The sequence below is a fragment of the Massilia consociata genome, from assembly GCF_042432755.1.
Classification (GTDB): domain Bacteria; phylum Pseudomonadota; class Gammaproteobacteria; order Burkholderiales; family Burkholderiaceae_D; genus Telluria; species Telluria consociata.
In genome coordinates, this window is sequence record NZ_JBHLWP010000022.1 from 143,312 (window position 1) to 162,574 (window position 19,263).

Sequence of the window (19,263 nt, forward strand, 5' to 3'; positions counted from 1 at the left end):
CCTATCGGCATTTTTATTGCCGATTTGTTGAGAATTACGTGCAATTCACGGTGCGGTCGCGAGCGATAACAGAACTTTGTGCAGGGATGCCCGCACCGCGTCGTATTGCGCGGGACGCGCATGCCGGTCCAGGCGAAACAGCATCAGGCCCTGGATCTGCGCCACGATCAGGACCGCGCGCTCCATGGTCGCGTCCTCGTCGAGGGCCGGGTTCAGGCCGTGGATCAGTCCGTGGACGGCCTTGCGCTCGCGCCCCATCATCTTGCCCATCAGGCTCGATGCGAACGGATGGCGCGAGGCCAGCGCCCAGATCTCGAAGAACAGCGCATGCATGGTCGGCTCGGTGATCTCGTCGAGGAACATGTCGACCGTGGTCAGGAAGCGCTCCACCTGCGGCCGTCCCGCCATCGCCACCGCAATGCCGTCCATCTTGGCCTGGAACGCGTCCATGGTGGTGAGCAGCAGTGCTTCGAGCAGTTGTTCCTTGCTGCCGTAGTAATGCTGGAGGTTCGACAGGCTCATGCCGGCCGCGCCGGCCACGCGCCGCATCGACAGGCCGGCATATCCCTCGGAGGCCAGCAGGCGGCGCGCAACCTGCAGGATATCGTGCGCGCGGCCGCGTCCTTTCTCGGTGGTGGTCGAGGTCTTGTTGCGCAGTGCGCGCAGCGATTGGTCGAGGGAGTTGTCGGAAATGCGCGTCATGACACGATTATCGCAGAGGCATACAAAACATAGTACGGGTGACCTATAATCGACCGATAGTAGGTCGCGCGACCTAATCGAACACAGGAGACAGGTATGAGCCGCAAAGTATATGTGAGCGGCGTCGGGATGATTCCCTTCGCCAAACCGGGCGCGAGCAGCCCTTACCACGAGATGGGGGCGCAGGCCGCGCGCGCCGCGCTGCAGGACGCCGGCATCGCGTACGAGTCGGTGGAGCAGGCCTATGCCGGCTACGTCTACGGCGACTCCACCAGCGGCCAGAAGGCGCTGTACGCGGTCGGCATGACCGGCATCCCCATCGTCAACGTCAACAACAACTGCTCCACCGGCTCCACCGCCTTGTTCCTGGGACGCCAGGCCATCGCCAGCGGCGCGGCCGAGTGCGTGCTGGTGCTCGGCTTCGAACAGATGAGCCCCGGCGCGCTCGGTTCGGTCTTCACCGACCGCCCGACGCCTTTCGACGCGTTCGACGCGGTGACCGACCACCTGGTGGGCAAGCCCGAGATTCCGCTGGCGCTGCGCTACTTCGGCGGCGCCGGCCTGGCGCACATGGACAAATACGGCACGCCTTTGGAGGCCTTTGCCCGCATCCGCGCCAAGGCCAGCCGCCACGCCGCCAACAACCCGCTGGCGCTGCTGCGCAAGGAAGTCAGTGCCCAGGACGTGCTCGATGCGCCGGCCATCTGGCCAGGCGTGATGACGCGCCTGATGGCCTGCCCGCCCACCTGCGGCGCCGCTGCGGCCCTGCTGGTGTCGGAAGACTTCGCCAAACGCCATGGCCTGCGCATGGATGTCCACATCGCCGCGCAGGCGATGACGACCGACCGTCCCGACACCTTCGATGCCGGCGACATGATGCGCCTGGTCGGCTACGACATGAGCCGCGCCGCCGCGAACAAGGTATACGAGCAGTCCGGCCTCGGCCCGGAAGACCTCGACGTGGTCGAGCTGCACGACTGCTTCGCCCACAACGAGCTGATCACCTACGAAGCGCTGGGCCTGTGCCCGGAAGGCGGCGCCGACAAGTTCATCGTCGAAGGCGACAACACCTACGGCGGACGCGTGGTCACCAACCCGTCCGGCGGCCTGCTCTCCAAGGGCCACCCGCTCGGCGCGACCGGCCTGGCGCAATGCTACGAGCTGACCCACCAGCTGCGCGGCACGGCCGAGGCACGCCAGGTCGCGGGTGCGCGCGTGGCGCTGCAGCACAACCTGGGCCTGGGCGGCGCCTGCGTCGTCACCATGTACCGCAACGACTGAAGGAGGCGAGCATGGATGTCACGACGTCTCCGTGGATGAACGAGGAACTGGCGGCGTTCCGCGACGCGGTGCGCCGCTTCGTGGCCGGCGAGGTCACGCCGCGCCAGGATGCCTGGCGCGCGCAGCGGCATGTCGACCGCGAGGTATGGCGCCAGGCCGGCGGGATGGGCCTGCTGCTGGCCGACATCCCCGAGGAATACGGCGGCGCGGGCGGCAGCTTCGCCCACATGGCCGTGGTGTTCGAGGAGCTCTCGTATGCCGGCGACACCGCCTTCGGCATCCACGTCCACGCCATCGTCGCGCACTATCTGCTGAACCAGGGCACCGAGGAGCAGAAGCGCCGTTATCTCCCGCGCCTTGCCAGCGGCGAGATGATCGCGGCGATCGCGATGAGCGAGCCGGGCGCCGGCTCGGACCTCAAGGGCATTGCTACCCGCGCCGTGCGCGGCCCCGACGGCTACCGCGTCAGCGGTTCCAAGACCTTCATCTCGAACGGCTACCTGGCCGACCTGATCCTGGTGGTGGCCAAGACCGACCCGGCCGCGGGCGCCAGGGGCGTGTCGCTCCTGCTGCTGGAAACAAAAGACAACCCGGGCTTTCGCGTGGGCCGCATCCTGGACAAGGTGGGGCAGAAGGGGCAGGACACCTGCGAGCTGTTCTTCGACGACGCCCACGTCCCGCTGGCCAACGTGCTTGGGGGCGAAGAGGGCAGGGGATTCGCGCAGCTCATGACCGAGCTGCCCTACGAACGAACCATCCTGGGCGTGTGCGGCGTGGCCGCCATCGAGCGCGCCCTGCAGCTCACCGTCGCGCACACGCGCGAGCGCAAGGCATTCGGGCAGGCGCTGATCGAGATGCAGAACACCCGCTTCGTACTGGCCGAGATCAAGACCGAAGCGACGGTGGCGCGCATCTTCATCGACCGCTGCATCGAGGACATGCTCGCCGGGCGCATGGACACCGTGCGCGCCTCGATGGCCAAGTACTGGATCTCGGACCTGCAGTGCAAGGTGGTGGACCAGTGCGTGCAGCTGTTCGGCGGCTACGGCTACATGTTGGAATACCCGATCGCCCAGATGTACGTGGACGCACGCGTGCAGCGCATCTACGGCGGCGCCAACGAGATCATGAAGGAAATCATCGCACGCTCGCTGTAATCAACCGGCTGGGAGGAACAGATGACAGGACCATTGGCAGGACTACGGGTCGTCGAGATGGTCGGCATCGGCCCGTGCCCGTTCGCCGCGATGATGCTGGCGGACATGGGCGCGGAAGTGATCCGCATCGACCGCAAGGCGAAAAGCGGCGAGGACAATCCCTATCCGGTGCTGGGCACGCGCTACGACGTCATGGCGCGCGGGCGGCGCTCGCTGGCGCTCGACCTGAAGAAACCGGCAGGGCGCCAGGCCGCGATGCGCCTGGTGGAGCGCGCCGACGTGCTGCTGGAGGGCTTCCGCCCCGGCGTGATGGAGCGCCTCGGGCTCGGCCCGGACTGCTGCCTGGAGCGCAACCCGAAGCTCGTGTACGGCCGCGTCACCGGCTGGGGCCAGGACGGGCCGCTGGCGCAGGCAGCCGGGCACGACATCAACTATGTCGCGCTGTCGGGCATGCTGCATGCGACCGGGCGCGCGGACAGCCCGCCGCCCCCGCCGCTGAACCTGGTGGGCGACTTCGGCGGCGGCGGCATGATGCTGGCCTTCGGCGTGGCCTGCGCGGTGCTGGAAGCACGCAAGTCGGGCAAGGGGCAGGTGGTCGATGCCGCCATGCTCGATGGCGCTGCGCTGCTCGGCGCCATGATGTACGGCCTGCGCGGTTTCGGCGCCTGGAGCGGCCAGCGCGAAGCCAACCTGCTCGACGGCGGCGCCCCGTTCTACGATACCTATGCCTGCCTGGATGGAAAATTCATCTCGGTCGGCGCCATCGAGCCGCAGTTCTTCGCCACGCTGCTGTCGCGCACCGGCCTGCATGACCCGTTGTTCACGAAACGCTGGAACAAGGCGCACTGGCCCGAACTGAAGGAGCGCTTCGCCGCCCTGTTCGCCACCAGGACGCGCGACGAGTGGTGCCGGCTGCTCGAAGGCAGCGAGGTGTGCTTCGCCCCCGTGCTCGATATGGCCGAAGCGCCACGCCATCCGCACAATGCGGCGCGCCGCACCTTCGTGGAGATCGACGGCGTCACCCAGCCGGCGCCGGCTCCCCGCTTCAGCCGCACGGCCCCGCCCACCCCGGCGGCGCCGTCCAGCCCCGGCGCGGACAACGAGGCCATCCTGGCCGACTGGGGCTTTACGGACGAGGCAATCGAAGCGCTGAAGGCCAGCGAAGTCATATAGCATTGCAGGTGGCCGGCGTAGCCGTCCACCCTACGACCTTCGGAGCCTATGACCAAAGAAGCCGAACTGCGCCAGTCGAAACTGCTCGCGCTCGCGTTCTTCGCGGGCGCGGCCTCGCTGTTCGTGCTCACCCTGTTCCTGCCGCAGACCTGGTGGACCGGCCTGCTGCGTGCTTTTTCCGAAGCGGCGATGGTCGGCGCCCTGGCCGACTGGTTCGCCGTGGTCGCCCTGTTCAAGCGCGTGCCGATCCCGATCGTCTCGCGTCACACCGAGATCATCCCGAAGAACAAGGAGCGCATCGCCGACAACCTGGCGCAGTTCGTGCGCGAAAAATTCCTCGACACCGATTCCATCGTCGCCCTGATCCGGCGCCACGATCCGGTGCAGAAGGTGGCCGAGTGGCTGGTCAAGCCGGCCAACACCGAGCTGCTGGGACAGCACCTGGTGCGGGTCGGCATCTGGATGCTCGACTTCATCGAGGACAAGGCGGTGCAGGGCTTCATCCGGCGCGCCGTGCACGCGATGGTGAACAGCGTCGACCTGTCGAAATCGGCCGGCACCATCCTGGAAAGCCTGACGCGCGACGGTCGCCACCAGGAACTGCTCGACGAAGGCATCACCCAGCTCGCGCGCCTGCTCGACAACGCTGACACCCAGGCCACCATCTCGCAAGGCATCGTCGACTGGCTCAAGGAGGACTACGCCTTCATCGAAAGCATGCTGCCGTCGGAGCTCATCGGGCGCAAGGGCGCGGGCCTGGCAGTGCGGCTCGCCTCCGGCATCCTGAACAAGGTGGCGGCCGACCCGAAACACCCGCTGCGCCAGCGCTTCGATACCTTTACGCAGGAATTCATCGAGCGCCTCAAGGCCGACCCGTCGTTTGCCGCCAGGGCAGACGAGATCAAGGCCTACCTGCTGGGCGACGAAACCCTCAACGGCTACCTCGGCTCGCTGTGGGGCGAACTGAAAACCTGGCTCAAGAAAGACCTGCACAGCGAGGACTCGAGCCTGCGCCAGCGCCTGGTGGCCACCGGCGCCTGGGTCGGCAAGGTGCTGGCCGAAGACCCGCAGCTGCGCGCCTCGCTGAGCGAAAACCTGGAGTCGGCCGCGCGCGGCGTGGCGCCCGAATTCGCCGGTTTCCTGACGCGGCACATCGCCGATACCGTCAAGCAGTGGGACGATCGCGAGATGTCGGCGCAGATCGAACTCAACATCGGCAAGGACTTGCAGTACATTCGCATCAACGGCACCATCGTCGGTGGCCTGATCGGCGTGACGCTGTACCTGCTGTCGCATGCGCCGCAGTTGTTCGGCTGAGCGGTAAGATGGACGCAATCCCAAGGAGGGCAGCATGCAACAACTCGCACTGAACGCCTGGCTGGCCGCGAACCCGGAAGTGGTGCAGATCCCGGGGCGCGACCTGTTCGTCATCGCCAAGTACCTGATCCCGATGGAAGCCACGCTGGCCCAGGGCTGCCTGGTTGCCGCCGGCGTCCCGGCCGTGCTGGCAGACGCCCACCTGATGCAGACCGACCTGCTGCTGGCGCCCGCGCTGGGCGGCGTGCGCATCCTGGTGCCCTCCGACTACCTGCAGCAGGCCGGCTCCGTGCTCGAGGGACTGGCGCGCGGCGACTATGCGCTGGACGAGAATGTGCCGGTGGACGGCTGAGTAGAACGCCTCCTTGCGTGAGATGGCGAACGTTTAAGTTGCGAACAGGAGCGTAGCCTGACAATTGTGGACCATCCCACCATCGTAAGGAGAACCCTCATGCCCCAAGGTGATAAATCGTCCTACACGGACAAGCAGAAGCGCCAGGTCAAGCACATCGAGGAAGGCTACGAGAAGAAGGGCGTGCCGAAGAAGGAAGCCGAGCGGCGCGCCTGGGCCACCGAGAACAAGATCTCGGGTGGCGGCAAGAAGCACTGAGGCGCTTTGCAGCACGAACAATGGCCGGTTTCGCGAGAAGCCGGCCATTGTTGTATTCGAACCTGCTCAAGGCATATTCCGCCCGACGGGAAGGCATTGGCGAATGGACGCGGTAAAATGCGTGATTATTCGCAGCAACGCAATAACACCAGGAGCGATCGCTGCTTAGTAATTGCGGCATAGCAACAACCGCGTAGCAGGGCTGAATAATTGTTGCTTTGCACTTCTTTCCTGGGCCGATACGTCGCCATGCGTCCGGTCCCTGTCGCTCTCACCTTTTGTAGGCTCGCTTATGAAACAGTTATCGTTGGCCGGTACGGAAATGGAACATTTCCATCTCTGCGCATTTTTCGACAGCCGTGAGCAGGAATACGATGTCCTGGCCCCTTTCTTCCGTGAAGGGTTGGAGCAGAACGAAAAAGTGCTGCATATCGTCAATCCGGACATGATGGACGACCACCGCGCCCGCCTGTCCGAAAGCGGTATCGATGTGCATGCCTGCGAGTCTTGCGGCCAGCTGGAACTGGCATCGTGGTACGGGGCTTACCTGGACAGCGAGATGCGCTTCGATCGCGAACGCATGCTGGCAACGCTGCAGCAGGTGTGCCGCGAGGCCGCCGAGGCCGGTTATGCGCGCGTGCGCATCATGGGCAACATGGACTGGACGGTCGCAAACACCGGTCTCGAGCGCGAGCTGCTTGCCTATGAAGCCGAGGTCAACGAGGTCCTGTCGCATCACCGCCAGCCTGCCATCTGCGTCTACGATACCGCCAAGCTGTCCGGCGCCATGATGATGGATTTGCTGCGTACCCATCCGCTCACCCTGGTCAACGGCGTGGTGCAGGAAAACCCGTTCTATATCCCGGCATCGGCCATGCTCGCCGAGCTCGAGCGCCGCGACCTGGCGTGCGCTGCCCAGCCTGCCTGAACCTGTACACCGACCGGCAGCCGAACCAGTGAAAGCGCACGACATGCCCGCAGTGGACGCGCCGCCGCAAGACACTGCCGAGCAGGGCGTGCGAGACCTGATGGGCCTGCTTGCTTTGCCGGCCCTGTGGGCCGGGCGCGACGGTGAAACCATCCTGCAGCTGATGCTGCAGGCCATCTATCGGGTGGTACCGGTACGCCTGTCCTACCTCGAGACCGTGGTGCTGCCCGAGCAGCCGACGCTCGTGCGCATGCACCTCGACGGCCTGCCGGTGGAGCAGGAGGCGCAGGCTACGCTGGCAACGGCTTGCCAAGCGCTGTTGCGCACGCCGGTAGCGGACGGACGCGTCTTCGAGGCGGACACCCCGCTCGGACCGATGCGCTTGCTGCGCCTGAGCATGGGCTATGGCCAGCTCGGCGGGAAGATCCTGTTCGGTTCGCCGGATGTGCAATTTCCTACCTTTAACCAAATGGCTTTCCTGCGGGCCGCGACCTCGCTGGCGGTCACCGGCCTGCACGCGGCGCGGGCAACCCACGAACGCGAGCAGGCCAGCCGCGCGAAAGACGAATTCCTTGCCATGCTCGCCCACGAGCTGCGCAATCCCCTTGCGCCGATCAGCGCAGCGGCCGACCTGCTGTCGATGACTGCTGCCGGCGAGCAGGCCAGGCATGCCAGCGGCGTCATTACCCGCCAGGTACGGCACATGACGGGCCTCATCGATGACCTGCTGGACGTGTCGCGCGTCACGCGCGGGCTGGTGGCGCTGGAACGCGCGCCGGTCGACGTCAAACGCCTGGTTGCACTGGCGCTGGAGCAGTCGCAGCCCCTGGTCGAGGCCAAGCGCCACCGCGTCGCGCTGGAGCTGCCGCCGGGGCCGGCCTGTGTCGACGGGGATGCCAAACGGCTGGTGCAGGTGCTGGTCAACCTGCTGAACAACGCCGCCAAATATACGCCCGAGGGCGGCAGCATCGGGGTGCGGGTAGCCACCGCGCCGGACACGGTGACGATCGAGGTGAGCGACAACGGCATCGGCATGGAGCCGGGCCTGATCCGGCGCGCCTTCGAGCTCTTCGTGCAGGCCGAACGCACGCCGGACCGGAGCCAGGGCGGTCTCGGGCTGGGCCTGCCGCTCGTGCGCAGCCTGGTGGGCCTGCATGGCGGCAAGGTCAGTGCGCACAGCGAGGGAATCGGCCACGGCAGCCGCCTGCGGGTGATGTTGCCGCGCAGCGAAGCGCAGGGCGACGAAGTGGACGCGGTCCAGGCCCCGGCCGATGCGCAGTCGCGCCAGGCCTTGCGCACCCTGGTCGTCGACGACAACGAGGATGCGGCCTCGACCCTCGTCATGTACCTGGAAGCCAGTGGGCATGTGGTGACGGTGGAGCATGATCCTGCGCGCGCCATCGAGGCGGCGAAAAGCGGCACGTTCGACGCCCTGCTGCTCGACCTTGGCTTGCCGGGCATGGACGGTTACGAACTGGCGCGCCGCATCCGCCTGCAGCCCGGGGCCGCCCGGGCAACCATCGTCGCGATCACCGGGTATGGCCATGCGAGCGACCGCGAAAAGAGCGCCGCCGCCGGGTTCGACCATCATTTCGTCAAGCCGGTCGACATGGCGCGGCTGGTGGCGCTGCTGTCCCAGTTGCACGATGTCGGGCGTACGCCATCCGACACTTGAGGGCGGCTGGGGCTGGAAAGAAAAATGGCCCGGTTCCTGCGAACCGGGCCATTCTTGTCTGGTGGTGATAGGTGGACTTGAACCACCGACCCCAGCATTATGAGTGCTGTGCTCTAACCAGCTGAGCTATATCACCGAAAACGGGTAAAACAAAATGGCTTGACCCTGTGAGCCAAGCCATTCGCATGGAATTCTGTGGTGGTGATAGGTGGACTTGAACCACCGACCCCAGCATTATGAGTGCTGTGCTCTAACCAGCTGAGCTATATCACCGCAACGGCAGGCATTATCCAAGCTGGGGCGCGGCCTGTCAAGGCTGGACGCCGCATCGCAACGAAAAATCTACGGGCGATGCTTTTCTTCCAACTCGCGTTCAAGCTCACGCAGCCGGTCGAGCAGGGCTTGCGTGGGATCGCTGCCAAGGCAGTCTATCACGATCCGCTCCGGCATCGCGCGCAGCCAGGTGATCTGCCGTTTCGCCAGCTGGCGGGTGGCGATGATGCCCAGCTCGCGCAACGCGCTGCGGTCGATGGCGCCGTCGAGGTAGTCCCAGGTCTGGCGGTAGCCGACGCAGCGCATCGAGGGCAGGTTGGGCGTCAGGTCGCCGCGTGCGCGCAGGCGCGCCACTTCCGCCACCAGGCCCGCGTCGTCGCGCGTGCCCAGCATCTGGTCGAAGCGCAGCGCGATGCGCTGGTGCAGCGCCGCGCGGTCGGAAGGCTCCAGCGCGAACGAGACCAGGTCGAAGGGCAGCTCGGGCTTTTCGCGCCGTCCCAGCAGCTCGGACATCGGCTTGCCGGTGAGGGCGATGATCTCGAGCGCGCGGTTGATGCGCTGGGCGTCGTTCGGCTTGAGGCGCTCGGCCGTGGCCGGGTCGAGCGTGCGCAGCTTCGCGTGCATGCCGGGCCAGCCAATCCGGGCGGCTTCGGCCTCGATGTCCGCGCGCACGGCCTGGTCGGCAGTCGGCAGGTCGTCCAGGCTGTCGGTCAGGCCCTTGAAGTACATCATCGTGCCGCCCACCAGCAGCGGCAGCGCGCCGCGCGCCGTGATCTCGCCCACCAGGCGGATCGCGTCGTCGCGGAACTGCGCCACCGAATAGGCTTCCAGCGGGTCGATGATGTCGATCAGGTGGTGCGGCACGCTCGCCAGTTCTTCCGGCGAGGGCTTGGCGGTGCCGATGTCCATGCCGCGGTACACCAGAGCCGAATCCACCGAGATGATCTCCACGGGGCGCGTCCTGGCGATCGCCAGCGCGGCCGCGGTCTTGCCCGACGCGGTCGGGCCCATGATGGCCACGGCCATCGGTTTCTTGCTAGTCATGTTCGTTAAAGCGGCGGCATCATTGGCCGCGCAGGAAAAGCTTGTCGAGTGCGGAGATTTCGAGCTGGACCCAGGTCGGACGGCCGTGGTTGCACTGGTCGGCGCGCTCCGTGTTCTCCATCTGGCGCAGCAGTGCGTTCATTTCCTGGATCGAGAGGATGCGGTTGGCGCGCACCGCCGTGTGGCAGGCCAGGGTGCCCAGCAATTCGTTGCGGCGCTCGATCAGCACGCGCGAGCCGCCGAATTCGCGCACGTCGCGCAGCACGTCGCGCGCCAGGGTCTGGGCGTCGGCGTTCTTGAGCAGGGTGGGCACGGTGCGCACGGCGAGGGTGGTCGGCGACAGCGCGGCGATGTCGAAACCGAGCGTTTTGAGGGTCTCGCCGTGGTCCTGCGCGGTCGCCACCTCGACGGCGTCGGCGTAGAAGGTCACCGGGATCAGGAGCTGCTGCACCTGCAGTTCCTCGCCCTCAAGCCGTGCGTCCAGCGCGTTCTTGATCTGCTCGTACAGGATGCGTTCGTGCGCCGCGTGCATGTCCACCAGCACCAGGCCCTTGGTGTTCTGGGCCAGGATGTAGATGCCGTGCAGCTGGGCCAGCGCGAAGCCGAGCGGGAAGTCCTCGTTCGACAGCGGGCGCTCGGAGGCGGACAGCGGCACACCGATGGGAGCCGCAGGCCGGGCCGGCGCCTCCGATGCGAACAGCGCGCCATAGGCTTCCGTACGCTGCGCCACGCCGCCGCTCGAGGACGCCCCATGCGGCTGCGGGCGCGGATCGTCCCAGCGGCTGCCCGGCGCAAACGGCGAAGGCGAGAAGCTGGGGGCCAGCTGCGCGCCGAACGAGGTCTGCTCGTGCGGGCGCGGCGCCCATGCGGACGTGCCGGTGGGCCGGATCTCGGCGGCGGAAATCGGCGCCGGTGCGCTGCCGTGCGCGGTGGCGGAAGTCTGCGCCAGCGCGCGCTGCACCGCGTGAAACACGAACTGGTGCACCGCGCGGCTGTCGCGGAAGCGCACCTCGATCTTCGACGGGTGCACGTTCACGTCCACCAGCGCCGGGTCGAGGTCGAGCGACAGCACGTAGGACGGGAAGCGGTCGCCGTGCAGCACGTCCTGGTAGGCGGCGCGCACCGCGTGCACCAGGAGCTTGTCGCGCACGAAGCGCCCGTTCACATAGAAGAACTGGCCGTCGGCGCGCGCCTTGGAGGCGGTCGGCAGGCCGACGTAGCCGTGCAGGCGCAGCGGGCCGGCCGACTCGTCGAGTTGCAGGCGCGCTTCGGCGAAGTCGTTGCCGAGGATCTGGGCGCTGCGCTTGGCGCCTTCGCTCACGTTCCAGTGGTCGATGGTGCGGCCGTTGTGCGTGAGGCTGAAGGAAACGTCCGGCCTGGCCAGGGCGATGCGGCGCACGACCTCGGCGCAGTGGCCGTACTCGGTCTGCTCGGACTTCAGGAACTTGCGGCGCGCCGGGGTGTTGAAGTACAGGTCCTGCACGTCGATAGTGGTGCCGAAGGCGCCGGAGGAGGGCGCCACCGTGCCCTCGTGCGAGCCGACGATCTCATAGGCGTGGGCGGCTCCCGGCGTGCGCGAGGTGATGCGCACCGCCGCCACCGAGGCGATCGAGGCCAGCGCCTCGCCGCGGAAACCCAGCGTGCCCACGTGCTCCAGGTCGTGCAGCGAGGCGATCTTGGAGGTGGCGTGGCGCGCCAGGGCCAGCGGCAGCTCTTCTGGCGGGATGCCGCGGCCGTTGTCGGTAATGGCGATACGCTTGACGCCGCCTTCTTCCAGGCGCACGGTGATCTGGGTGGCGCCGGCGTCGAGCGCGTTCTCCAACAGCTCCTTGACGACGGCCGACGGGCGCTCGACGACCTCGCCGGCGGCAATCTGGGAGATGAGCTGGTCCGGAAGCTGCTGGATCGGACGGTGGGTGGGGGCAGGGGCGTTCATGCGGCGATTATATCCCGCCGCTTTTGCAGGGTGGGCGGCTATGCCGCCCACGCGTTCAGCCGGAGCGGAATAGCCGCGCGACCATTCATGTTTCCCCGCCAACCCTACCAATGCACGATACCGCTTACTGCTGCTCGCGCACCGGAATCGGCGCATTGCACAGGTCGATCTTGCCGGCCGCGACCTTGGTCCACGGCCCGCCGCGGTTGCGCTGGGCTTCCACCACCGCCTGGTAGGTGGCGCTTTCGGTGCGCATCACCTCGAGCCGGGAGCGCTCGGCTTCCGGCACGTCGGCCGCGATGCGCACCGCCTTGATCGGCATGCGCTGTTCCGGCTTCTCGTAGAAGCCGGCGGCGCCGGTGCCGCGCGGTTGCACCGACAGCAAGGGCATGCCGGACACGACGCGGCCGACCACGGTGATGTTGCGGTCGAGGTGGCGCGGCGCATGGCCGGTCACGACGTACAGCTGGGAGCCGTTGCCGGTGTCGGCATCGGTGTCGCGCGCCACGCCCACCATTGCGTAGCAATGCACCAGCCAGGTCCGGCCCGTGGCCGGGTCGCGCGCCGCCGGGAAGCCGCCCGCGTGGCCGACCTGGGGCGCGTACACGTCGCCATCCTTCAGGCGGGTGAAGCTGGCGGCGGCCTTGATCGGCGCGGTGAACTCGGCCTTCACGGCCTTGGCGGCCTTGAAGGGCTTGGGATTGTCTTCGTCCGGGTCGCCCCACTGCACCACGAAGCCGTCCTGCGAACGGATGATGAACAGGTCGTCGAAATAGCGCTCGCGCACCAGTGCGCGGATGTTGGCGGCGGTGTTCGGCGCAAAGGCCGGGGCCAGTTCGAGGATGACGCGGCCGGTCGGCAACTCCATGTACAGCGTGTTCTCGGGGTCGAGCGGCCGCCAGTCGGCCGGCTTCGAGGCCTTGACCACGTCCGCCAGCGAGGGCTTGGGCGGCAGTTCCTTTGCCGCCTTGGCCGATGCGGCGGGCGCGGCGGGCGCAGCGGGCGCAGCGGGCGCAGCAACTGCGGCGGCGGCGGCGACAGCGAACAGGGCCAGCGCGGCCGTGGCAAGGCGCGCGGCGCCGGGCAGGGCGGTGAACGGAACGGTCATGCAGTCTCCTGTCGATATGGTATCGGACGATTGTGCTGGAATGTGGTCAGAACGTAAAGGCACGCGGTGGTATGATGCGCGGCTACCAATTAGGGCGACTATGGATCTGATGCAATTTATCGACATGATTCTCCATGTCGATAAAACGCTGGGCACGCTGCTGGCCCAGTACGGCACCTATGTGTACATCGTGCTGTTCGCGATCGTGTTCAGCGAAACCGGCCTGGTCCTGTTCTTCTTCCTGCCCGGCGATACCCTGCTGTTCATCGCGGGCGCCTTCTGCGCTACCGGCCAGATGCATTTTCCGCTGTTGATGGCGCTCCTGATCACGGCGGCAGTCACGGGCAACACCCTGAATTACGCGATCGGGCGGGCCATCGGCCACCGGGTGTTCACGCATGACTACCGCTGGATCAACAAGAGCGCGCTGCGGCGTACCCATGATTTTTTTGAAAAGCACGGCGGCAAGACCATCATCGTGGCGCGCTTCGTGCCGGTGGTGCGCAGCTTTGCGCCCCTGGTCGCCGGCGTGTCCGACATGACGCTGGCACGTTTTCAGCTGTTTAACGTGACCGGCGCCGTATTGTGGGTGGCGAGCCTGGTCACGGCAGGTTATCTGTTCGGCAATGTCCCGATCGTCAAGGAGCACTTGACCGAGATCGTACTGGTCGGGATCTCGGCGGCAATGGTGCCGCTGGCAATCGGCGGACTGTACAAATTCGGCCGCCGCATGCTCGGCAGGTAGGCCGGCGCCTGTTGCCATCCTTGCAGCGCCCCGGATGTTCGGGGCGTTCTTCTTTTGGCGCACTCAAGTTTGCCGTCTTTATTGCCGATAAGCATGAGGACAGACACTCCCTGGATTCTCATGCGCCACCTCATCGCCCTGTTGGCTTGCAGCCTTGTCATGGCCTCCGCAAGCGCGAGCGACCCCGCTCCCAAACCGTCCAAGCCGGCCGACGGCAAGACGGCCGACGTCAAGGCCATCCTTGAAGGCAAGCCCAGCGTCGGCGCCGTGAAGCCGGACATCAAGGCCCTGGCCGCCGCGGCGGACGCGCGGTCCGCTGCCGCCCGCCCCGTGCCTGCGGCGGCCAACCCGGTCGCCAGCGAAGACCAGGCCGAGGTCGACCTGTCGGTCCGCATCGCCGAGCGCCTGGCGCAGCTGCGCGAGCAGCAGGCCGCGCGCGCCGCCGCGGCCGCGAAGGCGCGCAAGGCGGCGGAAGCGAAGCGCCGCAAGGAAGCCGAAGCCGCGATCGCCGCCGCCAACAAGCCGAAGAACGGCACCCACTGGGCCTACGAAGGCGAGTATGGCCCGGCCAACTGGTCGGACATCAACTCGAACTGGGCCAGGTGCAGCACCGGCAAGCGCCAGTCGCCGATCGACCTGCGCGACGGCATCAAGGTCGACCTCGAGCAGATCACCTTCGACTACCACCCGAGTTCGTTCAGCGAGATCGACAACGGCCACACGATCCAGGTGACGGTCGGCGGCGGCAACTTCATCACGGTCGGCAACACCACCTACGAACTGCAGCAGTTCCACTTCCACCGCTCGTCCGAGCACCGCATCAACGGCAAGGGCACGGAAATGGAGGTCCAGCTCGTGCACCGCAGCTTCGACGGCAAGCTGGCCATCCTCGCCGTGCTGCTCGAGCGCGGCAAGGCCAACAACCTGATCCAGACGGTGTGGAACAACCTGCCGCTGGAAAAGCACATGGTCGTGTCGCCGTCGATCGTCATCGACGTCAACGACATCCTGCCGGAGCGGCGCGAATACTTCACCTACATGGGCTCCGTCACCAAGCCGTCCTGTGCCGAGGACGTGCTGTGGCTGGTGATGAAGCAGCCGATGCAGGCCTCGCCGGCGCAGATGGCGCTGTTCTCGCGCCTGTATCCGTTCAATGCGCGGCCGATCCAGCCGAGCAACGGGCGCATGATCAAGGAATCGAACTGAGCAATAAAGAAAGCCTGCGCAAGCAGGCTTTTTTGCATCGGTCGTAGGGTGGCCGGGTTTCCCCGGCCCCGCGTTCACCACAAATGTGACCTACCGCGGCGCATCCGTGCGTCGACCGCGCGGCCGGCGAAGCCGGCCACCCTATAGGTTGAACGGCATAGCTGCTACCGCCGTCCTAGGCCAAAAGGCGGTAGCTGCCGGTCCAGGCCTGGCCCGCCTCGAGCGTGAGCGGGTCGAGCAGGGCCGGTTCGATGCACACGAAGCGCTTGTATTCGTCGTTCTCCATGTCCGCCAGCGCCGCCGCATCCACGGCGCCGGGATTCCACACCACCACGTCGGGAAAGCCGTCCTGCTCGATGGCGAGCACACCGGCGCCGGTGGCCATGCTTGCGCGGCCGGTAACGTCCGGGTACACCTTGTCCAGCTTGTCGATGATCGAGATCTCGTCCGAGGAAATACCCTCGATGCGCACGTCGCACACGTCAGGCACCAGGTGGTAGGTGTGCAGCGCGGCCGAGAACGGGAGCGTCTCCGCGCCGAGGTTGCGCACCGTGAGCGTCATGCCGAGCTCGTTGGCGCGCACCGCCACCCGCAGCTCCAGGGCAAAGGCATGCGGCCACGCATCGGCGACGGTCACCGGCAAATCGCCCTGCGCCAGGCCGAACAGCGCCCAGGCCGCCCCGTCTTCTTCGATGCCGCTGTCCTCGAAACGCCAGGTGGAGACGCGCGCAAAGCCGTGGCGCATGCCGCTGCCGCGTTCGGCGAACTGCGGGAAGATCACCGGCACGCCGCCGCGGATCGCCCTGGAGCCGTCCAGCGCCGACTTCGCGCTGCAGAACATGCGCTCGGCGCCGTCCGCGCCCTTCCACGAGACCAGGTGGCCGCCGTACAGCGTGACGACGGCTTCGGCGCCGTCGGGCGCGACGAGGTGGATGGCGGGCAGCTGGCCGAAGGTGGTGTGGGTCGCGAGGGTCATGTCCGGTTCCGGGTTCTTGTTCAGATCAATTCAGCTCAGCTCGGTTCAGCTCGTCAGGACTGGCGGCTCTTGGCCAGCGGCGGGTTGTCGGCGAAGTAGCGCGCGATGCCCTTGGTGATCGCATCGGCCATCTGGTCCTGGTAGCGGTCGTCGCGCAGCTTCGCTTCTTCTTCCGGGTTCGAGATGAAGGCCGTTTCGACCAGAATAGACGGAATGTCCGGTGCCTTCAACACCGCGAAGCCGGCCTGCTCGACCGAGGCCTTGTGCAGGCGGTTGATGCCGCCGATCTCGCGCAGCACCGCCTTGCCGACCTTGAGGCTGTCGTTGATCTGGGCCGTGGTGGAGAGGTCGAACAGCACGCTGGCCAGCTGCTTGTCCTGCACCGCGAAATTGGCGCCGCCGACCAGGTCGGCCTTGTTCTGGTCGTTGGCGAGCCAGCGCGCGGCGCTCGAGCTGGCGCCTTTTTCCGACAGCACGAACACCGAGGAGCCGCGCGCGGTCGGCGAGATCCAGGCATCCGCGTGGATCGAGACGAACAGGTCGGCCTGCACCTTGCGCGCCTTCTGCACGCGCTGGCCGAGCGGCACGAAGTAGTCGCCGTCGCGCGTGAGCATGACGCGGGTATTCGGCAACTGCTCCAGCTTGGTTTTCAGGCGCTTGGCAATGGCCAGCACGATGTCCTTCTCGCGGCTGCCCCTGGCGCCGATCGCGCCCGGGTCTTCGCCGCCGTGGCCGGGGTCGAGCGCGATGGTCACCATGCGCATCACCTTCTGCCCGGCCGGCGCCGGGGCCGGCTTGGCGGGCGATGTGCCCGGCGTCGGCTGCACCCGCTGCGGCGGCGGGGTGCCGTCCAGCGCCGACATCTCGGCTTCCAGCTTGGCGATCGCGTCCGGCGCGGCGCGGGTCTGCGCGGGCGGGGCGGCGGGCAGGGGAGAGGCCGGGTTGGCGCCGTCGGCGGCGCTGGCGGTGGGCGCGGACGGCGTGCCGTCCACGGTCCACTCGCCCTTTTCGATCATGGCGGCGATCGGGTCCACCGGCCTGGTCGGGTACAGGTCGAAGATCAGGCGGTGCTGGTAGCCGGCCACCGGGGCCAGGGTAAAGACTTGCGGCTTGATCTCTTCCTTCAGGTCGAACACCAGGCGCACGACGTTCGGGCGGTTCTGGCCCACGCGCACCTGCTTGATGTAAGGGTCGTTCGACTCGATCTTGGCGACCAGGCTTTTCAGCGTGTTGTTCAGGCCGAGGCCGTCGATGTCGACGACCATCCGCGGCGGATCGGCGAGCAGGAAGTGCTCGGCCTTGAGATTGGTGTCGTTCTCCAGCGTCACCCGGGTGTAGTCGGGCGCAGGCCAGACACGCACGGCGAGGATCTGCGCCGCACTGGCGGGCAGGGGCGCAATGACGGACAGCAGCAGCGTGCCGCCGGCCTTGAGCAGGGTGCGGCGACGCGGCGAACCGGGGATCAAGGAGTCGGCGGGGCGTAGGCGAGACGGTCGAGGCATAGCAGGCCTAATTGGGACAACGCCTGCAATTCTACCTCACGGCCGAGACCGCTGACGTCAAGCAACACGCGGACGTCGGGTGGCGGCAACACCGGGTCGCCCTTTTCCGGCCACTCGACGATGCAAATGTTCCTGCCGTCGAAGTCTTCGCGAAAGCCTGCGTCCAGGAATTCTTCCGGGCTGGACATCCGGTACAGGTCGTAGTGGATGATGTTGACAGGCTGTCCATCGAGCACGACGCGGTAGGGCTCGGACAGCGTGTAGGTCGGGCTCTTGACCGTGCCCTTGTGGCCGGCCGCCTGGATCAGCGCGCGGGTGAGGGCGGTCTTGCCGGCGCCGAGGTCGCCGTGCAGGTAGATCACCAGGCCGGGCTGGAGCGCGCGCGCCAGCGCCGCGCCCAGGGCGGCGGTCGCGGATTCGTCGGGCAAGTAGGCTTTGAAAGGCTGCATCGAATAAAATAGCGTGCTGAGTAGCTCATATGCGGCGCACCCGGCGCCGCGTCGTTCATCCTGCCATGCCGACTTCCCCGTCCGACCCACACGACCTGCACGAGCTTGCGCGCGCCATCAAGGCGTGGGGCGCGGAGCTCGGTTTTGCCGACGTGCGCATCGCGGACGTCGACCTGGCGCATGCGGAAAGCGGGCTGCAGGCCTGGCTGGACGCCGGCTGCCATGGCGAGATGGATTATATGGCAAGCCACGGCATGAAGCGTGCGCGGCCGGGCGAACTGGTGCCCGGCACGGTGCGCGCCATCGTCGCGCGCATGGATTACCTGCCCATGGCGCGCATGGAGGACGGTGGCGACTGGCGCGCACGGGAGACCGCGCGCCAGCTGGAACCGGGCGCCGCCGTGGTGTCGGTGTATGCGCGCGGCCGCGACTACCACAAGGTCTTGCGCAACCGGCTGCAACAACTGGCCGAGCGCGTGAAGGCGGCCGTCGGCGAACTGGGCTACCGCGTGTTTACGGATTCGGCCCCGGTGATGGAACTGCCGCTGGCCGAAAAGGCCGGCCTGGGCTGGCGCGGCAAGCACACCCTGCTGCTGTCGCGCAGTGCCGGCTCGACCTTCTTCATCGGCGAAATCCTGGTCGACCTGCCGCTGCCGGTCGATCCGCCCACCGGGGCGCACTGCGGCAGCTGCCACGCCTGCATCGACGCCTGCCCGACCGGCGCCATCCTCGGCCCCGGCCGGCTGGATGCGCGGCGCTGCATTTCCTACCTGACGATCGAACTGAAGGGCAGCATTCCGGAAGCATTCCGGCCGCTGATCGGCAACCGCATCTACGGCTGCGACGACTGCCAGCTGGCCTGCCCGTGGAACAAGTTCGCGCAGCGCGCGCAACTGCCCGATTTCGACGAGCGCAATGGGCTCGGCGATACCGGAATGGTCGAATTGTTCGGGTGGGAAGAAGAGGAATTCAATCGCCGGATGGAAGGCAGTCCGATCCGGCGGATCGGCCACGAGCGCTGGCTGCGCAACCTGGCCGTGGGACTGGGCAATGCCGCCGTGGGGCGCAAGGGCGACGCGGCGATCGTGGCGGCCCTGCGTTTAAGGGCCGCCCACCCGTCCGCGCTGGTGCGGGAGCACGTCGAATGGGCGCTCGCCCGCCACTCGGTGAGCGCCTGACAA

The 19,263-nt window shown here is 67.0% G+C and carries 18 protein-coding genes and 2 tRNA genes; 11 read left to right on the forward strand and 9 right to left on the reverse strand.

What is annotated here, in order from left to right; genetic code table 11:
* Window positions 1–45: 45 nt before the first annotated feature.
* A complete protein-coding gene (locus ACFFJK_RS21170; RefSeq protein ID WP_379681652.1) occupies window positions 46–702 on the reverse strand; it encodes a TetR/AcrR family transcriptional regulator in 657 nt (218 codons plus the stop codon).
* A gap of 96 nt (window positions 703–798) precedes the next feature.
* Here ACFFJK_RS21170 and ACFFJK_RS21175 point away from each other — a divergent pair, with 96 nt between their 5' ends.
* The 8 genes from ACFFJK_RS21175 to ACFFJK_RS21210 all read left to right on the forward strand — a co-directional run bounded on the left by ACFFJK_RS21175 (window position 799) and on the right by ACFFJK_RS21210 (window position 8,843).
* Entirely contained in the window at window positions 799–1,983 is a 1,185-nt protein-coding gene (locus tag ACFFJK_RS21175; RefSeq protein WP_379681653.1) for a lipid-transfer protein, read from the forward strand.
* Between the two features lie 11 nt (window positions 1,984–1,994).
* Window positions 1,995–3,140: an acyl-CoA dehydrogenase family protein gene (locus ACFFJK_RS21180; protein ID WP_379681654.1), complete on the forward strand. Its 1,146-nt coding sequence runs from the start codon at window positions 1,995–1,997 to the stop codon at window positions 3,138–3,140.
* 21 nt (window positions 3,141–3,161) lie between these two features.
* Window positions 3,162–4,313, forward strand: coding sequence for a CaiB/BaiF CoA transferase family protein (locus ACFFJK_RS21185; RefSeq protein ID WP_379681655.1), 1,152 nt, complete (start codon window positions 3,162–3,164; stop codon window positions 4,311–4,313).
* A 48-nt stretch (window positions 4,314–4,361) separates the two neighbouring features.
* A complete protein-coding gene (locus ACFFJK_RS21190) occupies window positions 4,362–5,630 on the forward strand; it encodes a DUF445 domain-containing protein (RefSeq protein WP_379681656.1) in 1,269 nt (422 codons plus the stop codon).
* Window positions 5,631–5,664: 34 nt separating this feature from the next.
* On the forward strand, window positions 5,665–5,982 hold the full coding sequence (locus tag ACFFJK_RS21195; RefSeq protein WP_379681657.1) for a putative signal transducing protein: 318 nt from the start codon (window positions 5,665–5,667) through the stop codon (window positions 5,980–5,982).
* A gap of 99 nt (window positions 5,983–6,081) precedes the next feature.
* Window positions 6,082–6,240, forward strand: a complete 159-nt coding sequence (locus tag ACFFJK_RS21200; RefSeq protein ID WP_379681658.1) for a hypothetical protein — start codon at window positions 6,082–6,084, stop codon at window positions 6,238–6,240.
* 322 nt (window positions 6,241–6,562) lie between these two features.
* Complete coding sequence (locus ACFFJK_RS21205; protein ID WP_379681659.1) at window positions 6,563–7,168, forward strand: MEDS domain-containing protein; 606 nt, start codon at window positions 6,563–6,565, stop codon at window positions 7,166–7,168.
* Between the two features lie 43 nt (window positions 7,169–7,211).
* Window positions 7,212–8,843 (forward strand): hybrid sensor histidine kinase/response regulator, encoded by a 1,632-nt coding sequence (locus tag ACFFJK_RS21210; RefSeq protein ID WP_379681660.1) that lies wholly within the window; start codon window positions 7,212–7,214, stop codon window positions 8,841–8,843.
* 59 nt (window positions 8,844–8,902) lie between these two features.
* Here the strand turns inward: ACFFJK_RS21210 and ACFFJK_RS21215 are convergent.
* The 5 genes from ACFFJK_RS21215 to ACFFJK_RS21235 all read right to left on the reverse strand — a co-directional run bounded on the left by ACFFJK_RS21215 (window position 8,903) and on the right by ACFFJK_RS21235 (window position 13,204).
* Window positions 8,903–8,979 (reverse strand) — tRNA-Met (locus ACFFJK_RS21215).
* Window positions 8,980–9,039: 60 nt separating this feature from the next.
* A tRNA-Met gene (locus ACFFJK_RS21220) sits at window positions 9,040–9,116 on the reverse strand.
* A 69-nt stretch (window positions 9,117–9,185) separates the two neighbouring features.
* Window positions 9,186–10,160 carry a tRNA (adenosine(37)-N6)-dimethylallyltransferase MiaA gene (gene miaA, locus ACFFJK_RS21225; RefSeq protein ID WP_379681661.1) on the reverse strand — a complete coding sequence of 325 codons (975 nt, stop codon included), beginning with the start codon at window positions 10,158–10,160 and terminating at the stop codon, window positions 9,186–9,188.
* A gap of 19 nt (window positions 10,161–10,179) precedes the next feature.
* Window positions 10,180–12,096, reverse strand: coding sequence for a DNA mismatch repair endonuclease MutL (mutL, locus tag ACFFJK_RS21230; protein ID WP_379681662.1), 1,917 nt, complete (start codon window positions 12,094–12,096; stop codon window positions 10,180–10,182).
* Between the two features lie 124 nt (window positions 12,097–12,220).
* Window positions 12,221–13,204, reverse strand: a complete 984-nt coding sequence (locus ACFFJK_RS21235) for a peptidylprolyl isomerase (RefSeq protein ID WP_379681663.1) — start codon at window positions 13,202–13,204, stop codon at window positions 12,221–12,223.
* Between the two features lie 100 nt (window positions 13,205–13,304).
* Between ACFFJK_RS21235 and ACFFJK_RS21240 the strand changes: the two genes are divergently transcribed.
* Both ACFFJK_RS21240 and ACFFJK_RS21245 read left to right on the forward strand, forming a co-directional pair.
* The gene (locus ACFFJK_RS21240) at window positions 13,305–13,949 is read left to right on the forward strand and encodes a VTT domain-containing protein (RefSeq protein WP_379681664.1); all 645 of its coding nucleotides are present in this window, start codon (window positions 13,305–13,307) and stop codon (window positions 13,947–13,949) included.
* 120 nt (window positions 13,950–14,069) lie between these two features.
* Window positions 14,070–15,155, forward strand: a complete 1,086-nt coding sequence (locus tag ACFFJK_RS21245; RefSeq protein ID WP_379681703.1) for a carbonic anhydrase — start codon at window positions 14,070–14,072, stop codon at window positions 15,153–15,155.
* Window positions 15,156–15,330: 175 nt separating this feature from the next.
* On the opposite strand, the gene ACFFJK_RS21250 is transcribed toward ACFFJK_RS21245, so the two are convergent.
* From ACFFJK_RS21250 to tsaE, 3 genes are read right to left on the reverse strand one after another with little or no spacing between them, the layout of a single operon-like run.
* Window positions 15,331–16,131: a D-hexose-6-phosphate mutarotase gene (locus tag ACFFJK_RS21250; RefSeq protein ID WP_379681665.1), complete on the reverse strand. Its 801-nt coding sequence runs from the start codon at window positions 16,129–16,131 to the stop codon at window positions 15,331–15,333.
* Between the two features lie 53 nt (window positions 16,132–16,184).
* Entirely contained in the window at window positions 16,185–17,633 is a 1,449-nt protein-coding gene (locus ACFFJK_RS21255; protein ID WP_379681666.1) for an N-acetylmuramoyl-L-alanine amidase, read from the reverse strand.
* A complete protein-coding gene (gene tsaE, locus ACFFJK_RS21260) occupies window positions 17,594–18,082 on the reverse strand; it encodes a tRNA (adenosine(37)-N6)-threonylcarbamoyltransferase complex ATPase subunit type 1 TsaE (RefSeq protein ID WP_379681667.1) in 489 nt (162 codons plus the stop codon). The genes ACFFJK_RS21255 and tsaE overlap by 40 nt, the downstream gene beginning before the upstream one ends.
* Window positions 18,083–18,147: 65 nt before the next feature.
* Here tsaE and queG point away from each other — a divergent pair, with 65 nt between their 5' ends.
* Window positions 18,148–19,260 (forward strand): tRNA epoxyqueuosine(34) reductase QueG, encoded by a 1,113-nt coding sequence (gene queG / locus ACFFJK_RS21265; protein ID WP_379681668.1) that lies wholly within the window; start codon window positions 18,148–18,150, stop codon window positions 19,258–19,260.
* The last annotated feature ends 3 nt before the right edge of the window (window positions 19,261–19,263 follow it).